The organism is Ruminococcus sp. AF17-22AC (assembly GCF_003460065.1).
Classification (GTDB): Bacteria; Bacillota; Clostridia; order Lachnospirales; family Lachnospiraceae; genus Blautia_A.
Map to the genome: position 1 here is coordinate 418,856 of NZ_QRXT01000002.1, position 7,309 is coordinate 426,164.

A 7,309-nucleotide genomic window follows, 5' to 3' on the forward strand; every position below is an offset into this window, starting at 1 on the left:
CAGATGAAACTCATGAAAGTATTGATTGTTGGAAGTGGTGGAAGAGAGCATGCAATCGCATGGAGTGTTGCAAAAAGCCCGAAGGTTGACAAAATTTACTGTGCACCGGGAAATGCCGGAATTTCTGAATATGCAGAGTGTGTGCCGATTGGTGCTATGGAATTTGAAAAACTTGCTGATTTTGCAGGAGAACATGATGTAGATCTGACGATTATCGGTATGGATGATCCGCTGGTGGGTGGAGTTGTAGATGTCTTTGAGGCGCGCGGACTGAAAGTATTCGGACCGCGTAAAAATGCTGCAATTCTGGAAGGCTCTAAGGCATTTTCAAAAGATCTGATGAAAAAGTACGGAATTCCGACAGCCGGATATGAAAACTTTGATGATCCGCAGAAAGCGTTGGAATATTTACATACACAGGCAAAATTTCCGATCGTCCTCAAGGCAGATGGTCTTGCGCTTGGAAAAGGCGTTCTGATCTGTAATACACTGGAAGAGGCAGAAGCCGGTGTCAAAGAAATCATGGAAGATAAAAAATTCGGCAGTGCCGGAAATACCATGGTCATCGAAGAATTTATGACCGGACGTGAAGTATCTGTACTTTCTTTTGTAGATGGCAAAACAATCCGCACCATGACATCCGCACAGGATCACAAACGTGCAATGGATGGTGATAAAGGATTAAATACAGGAGGCATGGGAACCTTTTCGCCAAGCCCATTTTATACAGAAGAAGTGGATGAATTCTGTAAAAAACATATTTATCAGGCAACGGTGGATGCTATGGCTGCAGAGGGACGTCCATTTGTCGGCATTATTTTCTTTGGACTGATGCTTACCGCAGAGGGGCCGAAGGTGCTGGAATACAATGCCAGATTCGGTGATCCGGAAGCGCAGGTTGTACTTCCTCGAATGAAGAACGATATTATAGAAGTTATGGAAGCCTGTGTCAATGGAGCTCTTGATCAGGTGAATCTGGAATTTGAAGACAATGCGGCAGTCTGCGTCGTTCTGGCAAGCGAAGGTTATCCGGTAAAATATGAAAAAGGCATTCCAATGTACGGATTCGAAAATTTCAAAGATAAAGACGGATATTACTGTTTCCATGCAGGCACGAAGTTCCAGGACGGACAGATCGTGACAAACGGTGGCCGTGTACTTGGAATCACAGCAAAAGGAAAGACTCTGAAAGAAGCTCGAAAAAATGCATATGATGCAACGGAATGGATTCAGTTTGCAAATAAATATATGCGTCACGACATTGGCAAAGCCATTGATGAAGCGTAAGAATCGCATAAGATGGAGCTGAACAGTAACGCTGAATAGAAATCGGGATAGAAAAATCACCAAAAAGGTGTGCCATTTTTCGTGAAATATGGTATAATTGATATATATCATACAGAAGCGATAAATGAAAGGAAAACAAAATGGGTATTAGTGTAGAAGATGCAGTGAAGGAACTTCAGGCAAGGGAGACAGTATTTGTGGCTTATTCACAGGCAACGAAGCTTCCTTATGTGACCTGCGGAGAAGAAACATATAATGATCAGGTGTGGCTTTTTGCAGAAGAAGAGACATTAAAAGAATTCGGCAAGAAAAAATTAGAAGATAAAGTTCTTCTGATGGGCATGCGTTATGAGAAAAAGGATTTTCCGAGAATGTATGGCCTCCTGTTTTCAATCGATGCAAACACAGTAATCTGGAATAACGGAACGGATGAGATCGAACTTGATCTGGAGAAAATCGTCCGCAGACCGGATCTCAGTAAGATGGAGCCGGCTAAACGTCCGGTGCTGAATCCGTCATTACAGCTTTCTGGTATTTATTTTATGCAGGAACTTCGCCGTCCGGTCGAAAAGGAAGAGCATAAGAACCTGAGAGCACTGGAGGAGGAACTGATTGCAAACCTTAAGAAATCTCAGTTCCTTGTTGCAATGGAACGTAACGAAGAAGAACCAAAGAAGATCAATATCCCGTACCTGAAAAATAAAGAAGGTCAGATCTTACAGCCGGTATTTTCTGATATTATGGAATTTGAGAAATTTGCAAGAGGCAAAAAACTTCGTCTTGCGAAGCTTCCATTTGACAAACTTCCTACAGTTCTGATCGAACAGGCAGAGGCGCTGGTGATCAATCCGATGGGATTTAACCTGATTCTTAACAGAGACCAGCTCAAAAAAATTAACGGATAAAATATAAAATGTGTTTTTTGACAGGCAGCCGCAGGGCTGTCTGTTTTTATACTTGCAAAATTTTGATTTTGTGCTACCATATGTATAACATGAAAACTGTGAGGACTGTTATATAGTGTGACGGTTTTCATATACGAAAACAACAGGAGGTCGGGAATTTGGTCATAGAAATAGATTTTAACAGTGACGAGGCGATTTATGTACAGCTTATGAATCAGATAATCCTGGGGATCGCAACTTCCAGACTACAGGAGGGAGATCCACTTCCTTCCGTTCGACAGCTTGCAGATACGATCGGAATCAATATGCATACGGTAAATAAAGCGTATTCTCTGCTGAGGCAGGAGGGATTTGTGACGATTGACCGCAGACGTGGAGCAATTATAGCAGTCGATGAAAATAAAATCAAAGCCATGGAAGAAATGAAAGAGAATCTTATCGTTGCACTTGCAAAAGGCTGCTGCAGAAATGTCAGCAGAGAAGAAGTACATCGTCTGATTGATGAAATTTATGATGAATATGGAATTGATTAAAATCATCTGAAAATATGTGAAGACAGCAGTCCCGTTCCATGCGGGCAGACAGGAGGAGCGAACTATGCAGGACAGATTTACCAGACAGGCGTTGCAGGCATTGAAACTGGCAAAAGCCACCGCACAGTCATGGAAACATTCATATATAGGCACAGAACATATACTTGCCGGGTTGCTGAAGGAAAAAGAAGGCACTGCCGGAAGAATTCTGGAAGAATTTGGAGTTGCAGAAGAGGCACTTGAGAAGCTGATCAATAAGCTGATTGCGCCATCAGCGGAAATATTGGTGGCAGAGAGGACACCGGTATACAGTCCGCGCGCGCGTAAGCTGGTTGAACTTGCAGTCCATGAAGCAGAAAATCAGCATGAAAATGAAGCAGGTACAGAGCATCTCTTACTTGCAATGCTGAAAGAGACGGATTGTGTGGCAACCAGACTTTTATATACAATGGGTGTTAATATTCAGAAATTATATACGGCACTTTTAAATGCTATGGGAATCGAAAATCCGGTGATGGCGGAAGAACTTCAAAATACAAAAACGAAAGGACAGAAAGGCTCGGCAACACCGACACTGGATCAGTACAGCCGTGATCTGACTGTGATGGCGGCAGAGGGAAGACTGGACCCGGTGTTGGGCCGTGACAAAGAAATCATAAGACTCATCCAGATACTCAGCCGCAGAAGCAAAAACAATCCGTGCCTGGTTGGAGAACCAGGCGTAGGTAAGACTGCAATCGTAGAAGGACTTGCACAGAAAATCGTGAACGGAATGGTTCCGGATTCTGTAAAAGATAAGCGTGTAGTTGTACTGGACATGTCCGGAATGGTGGCGGGCAGCAAGTACCGTGGTGAATTTGAAGAACGAATCCGTAATGTGATCGATGAAGTGCGAGCAAATAAAGGCATTCTTTTATTTATCGATGAACTGCATACGATTATCGGAGCTGGTGGTGCGGAAGGGGCATTGGATGCATCCAATATTCTGAAACCATCTCTGTCCAGAGGAGAAATCCAGCTTATCGGAGCAACGACACAGGAAGAATACCGCAAATATATCGAAAAGGATGCCGCGTTGGAACGTCGCTTTCAGCCGGTTTCGGTGGAGGAACCGACGGAGCAGGAAGCACTGGAGATTCTGAAGGGACTGCGCCCGTATTATGAAAAACATCATGGCGTGACCATTGAGGATGAAGCGCTGGAAGCGGCAGTAAAAATGTCTGTCCGTTATATTAATGACAGATTTTTGCCGGATAAGGCAATCGATATCATAGATGAGGCTTCGTCCAAAGTCCGGCTCAGCGGCTACCGTTCCGTGGCTGAAATTGATCAGTTTGAGGCTGAAATCAGAGAAATCCTCCAACAGAAAGAACTGGCAATCAAGAATGCAGATCTTTCTATGGCGAAGGAACTTCAGCAGCGTCAGAATGAAATAGAAGAGCAGATTCAGGTCTGTAAAACTAAGGAAGAACGCAGAAATAAACGCAAAAATCTGACAGTGACTGAAAATTCTGTGGCAGACATTGTCTCAGACTGGACAAAGATTCCAGTTAAGAAGCTGACCGGTGGAGAAACAAAACGTCTTGCAGCACTTGAAAAAGAACTTCACAAACGAGTGATCGGTCAGGAAGAGGCAGTAAAAGCTGTGGCACAGGCAGTTAAGCGAGGAAGAGTAGGGCTGAAAGATCCACAGCGCCCGATTGGTTCATTCCTGTTCCTTGGCCCGACAGGTGTCGGTAAGACAGAACTTTCAAAAGCTTTGGCAGAGGCAGTGTTTGGAAGCGAACAGGCAATGATACGCGTAGATATGTCGGAGTATATGGAGAAACACAGTGTGTCTAAACTGATTGGATCTCCTCCGGGATATGTTGGCTATGACGAGGGCGGACAGCTTAGTGAAAAGGTGCGGAGAAATCCGTACAGTGTTCTTCTTTTTGATGAAATTGAGAAAGCACATCCGGATGTTTTTAACATTCTGCTTCAGGTACTTGACGACGGACATATTACCGATGCACACGGACGCAAAGTGGATTTTAAACAGACAATTATCATCATGACATCAAATGTAGGTGCACAGGCGATCATTGAGCCGAAGAAACTCGGATTTATGTCAGAAAAAGATGATAAGCAGGATTATGAACGAATGAAATCCGGAGTCATGGAAGAAGTAAGACGCCTTTTTAAACCGGAATTTCTGAATCGTATTGATGAGATTATGGTATTCCATCCGCTGAAAAAGCCGGAAATCAAGAAGATTGTAAACATTCTTCTTAAGAACCTGGTGAAACGATGTGAAGAACAGCTTGGAATTGAGCTTAAGATTTCAGAATCCGTCAAAGACTATCTTGCGGAATCCGGATTTGACAGTAAATACGGTGCACGTCCGCTGAGAAGAGCAATTCAGAACAAACTGGAGAATCCGATGGCAAATAAGATTCTGGATGGTGAGATAAAGACGGGAGATATCGTAAAGGTTCAGCTTCAGAAAAAAGAAATTTATTTTGTCCCGGTCAGAGAAGAAAAAGTGATAAAAGCCAAATCTAAAAAAGATGTTAAATCTTGACCGTAATACTGGTCAAAAAAAGTGCGAAATGTTATAATAACATAACCGAAATATCTGTGACAGTTGGAACATTGTCACAACGAAATACAGATATCTGAGGACCAAAACACAACAGAAAGTCTTAGGGAGGACATAAGATCATGGCAGTAGTAAAAGAACTGATCCGTACAGAAGAAAATGGAGGAATCAGCTTTGGCAATTATGAGTTGCCGGCAAAATCAAAAGTATCTGATTTTCCATATCAGGGAGATGTTTATAAAGTTAAGACATTTAAAGAGATCACCAAACTGGAACGTAATGGAATGTTTGTATATGAGTCCGTACCGGGAACAGCCGTATTTTCTCTGAAACAGGATGGTTCCAGCATGGAATTTGAAGTAGAAGGTGCTGAGGATGCACAGATCACTGTTGAAATGGAAGCAGATACAGAGTACAGCGTTTTCATCAATGGAGAAGATGCCGGAAAGATGCAGACAAATCTTGGCGGCAAGCTTTCTTTCAGCGTAGAGCTGGGCGGAGATGCAGCGGTAGCAGTTAAGGTTGAAAAATGTTAAAAAATAAAAAGATCGTTTATTTTTGTCAGGAATGTGGATATGAATCGTCAAAATGGATGGGACAGTGTCCGGGCTGCCGGGCATGGAACACATTTGTAGAAGAAACAGTTTCCGCAAAAAAGACTTCTTCTGTGGGTAGTGGTTTGAAGAGCAGTTCCAGAAGAGCTGAGCCGGTGGTATTGAAAGATATTCGCCTTTCGGAAGATGAACGGCGGCTGACAAAGATAGGAGAGCTTGACAGAGTGCTCGGGGGCGGTGTCGTTCCTGGCTCTCTTGTATTAGTGGGTGGAGATCCGGGAATCGGAAAATCCACCCTTCTTTTACAGGTGTGCAGAAATCTTGCGCTGTCAGGCAATTCCGTTTTGTATATTTCCGGTGAGGAATCTTTGCGTCAGATCAAGTTGCGTGCGGAAAGAATCGGCGAGTTTAATGAGAATCTTCAATTGTTATGCGAAACAAATCTGGAAACCATAAGAGAAGTGATTGAGCGCAAAAAACCGTCTATGGTTGTGATTGATTCTATCCAGACAATGTTCCATGAGGATATCAGTTCTGCACCGGGCAGCGTTTCGCAGGTGAGAGAATCTACCAATGTTCTGATGCAGATCGCAAAGGGACAAGGGGTCTCTATTTTTATTGTCGGACACGTGACAAAGGAAGGAAATGTTGCCGGTCCGAGAGTATTGGAACATATGGTAGATACGGTACTTTATTTTGAAGGGGACCGTCATGCATCGTATCGTATCTTGCGCGCGGTGAAGAACCGTTTTGGCTCGACAAATGAGATTGGTGTTTTTGAAATGCGAAATACGGGTCTTGAAGAAGTCAAAAATCCGTCAGAATTTATGCTGAATGGAAAGCCAAACGGAACTTCCGGTTCGATTGTGGCGTGTTCAATGGAAGGGACGCGTCCGATTCTTGTTGAAATTCAGGCGTTGGTATGTCAGAGCAATTTTGGAATACCGAGAAGAACTGCGGTAGGTACAGACTTTAATCGTGTGAATCTTCTGATGGCGGTGCTTGAGAAAAAGGTAGGAATCCATTTGGCTGCGTGTGATGCTTATGTAAATATTGCCGGTGGTATGAAGATGACAGAGCCTGCAATCGATCTGGGGATTTCTCTTGCAGTTGTATCAAGCTGTAAGGATATCATCATTCCGGATTCTGTGATTGCGTTTGGGGAAGTCGGACTCAGCGGTGAGGTGCGTGCTGTCAGTATGGCGGGGCAGCGTGTTGCAGAAGCGAAAAAACTGGGCTTTGATACTGTGATCCTGCCGGAAGTCTGCAAATCATCTGTGGGGAAGGTCACGGGCGTGAATCTGATCTACGTATCCTGGATTCAGGAGGCAATCCGATTTATTATGAAAAATAATTAAAAAATCTAAAAAATGTGTTGACAGCCCGGTTAGAAAGTGTTATTCTAACTGAGCTGTCACGAAGAATTGTTTCTTCTGAACAAACAATTTG

At 43.4% G+C, this 7,309-nt stretch carries 6 protein-coding genes; all 6 read left to right on the forward strand.

Annotation, left to right across the window (positions count from 1 at the left end):
- Window positions 1–12: 12 nt before the first annotated feature.
- The 6 genes from purD to radA all read left to right on the forward strand — a co-directional run bounded on the left by purD (window position 13) and on the right by radA (window position 7,218).
- Window positions 13–1,287: a phosphoribosylamine--glycine ligase gene (gene purD / locus DWW86_RS05270; RefSeq protein ID WP_117942477.1), complete on the forward strand. Its 1,275-nt coding sequence runs from the start codon at window positions 13–15 to the stop codon at window positions 1,285–1,287.
- Window positions 1,288–1,427: 140 nt separating this feature from the next.
- Complete coding sequence (locus DWW86_RS05275; RefSeq protein ID WP_117942478.1) at window positions 1,428–2,192, forward strand: SseB family protein; 765 nt, start codon at window positions 1,428–1,430, stop codon at window positions 2,190–2,192.
- 158 nt (window positions 2,193–2,350) lie between these two features.
- Entirely contained in the window at window positions 2,351–2,725 is a 375-nt protein-coding gene (locus DWW86_RS05280) for a GntR family transcriptional regulator (RefSeq protein ID WP_072523294.1), read from the forward strand.
- 64 nt (window positions 2,726–2,789) lie between these two features.
- On the forward strand, window positions 2,790–5,288 hold the full coding sequence (locus DWW86_RS05285) for an ATP-dependent Clp protease ATP-binding subunit (RefSeq protein WP_117942479.1): 2,499 nt from the start codon (window positions 2,790–2,792) through the stop codon (window positions 5,286–5,288).
- Between the two features lie 140 nt (window positions 5,289–5,428).
- Entirely contained in the window at window positions 5,429–5,842 is a 414-nt protein-coding gene (locus DWW86_RS05290; protein WP_117942480.1) for an endosialidase, read from the forward strand.
- Window positions 5,836–7,218, forward strand: a complete 1,383-nt coding sequence (gene radA, locus DWW86_RS05295; protein WP_072523297.1) for a DNA repair protein RadA — start codon at window positions 5,836–5,838, stop codon at window positions 7,216–7,218. The genes DWW86_RS05290 and radA overlap by 7 nt, the downstream gene beginning before the upstream one ends.
- Window positions 7,219–7,309 lie beyond the last annotated feature (91 nt).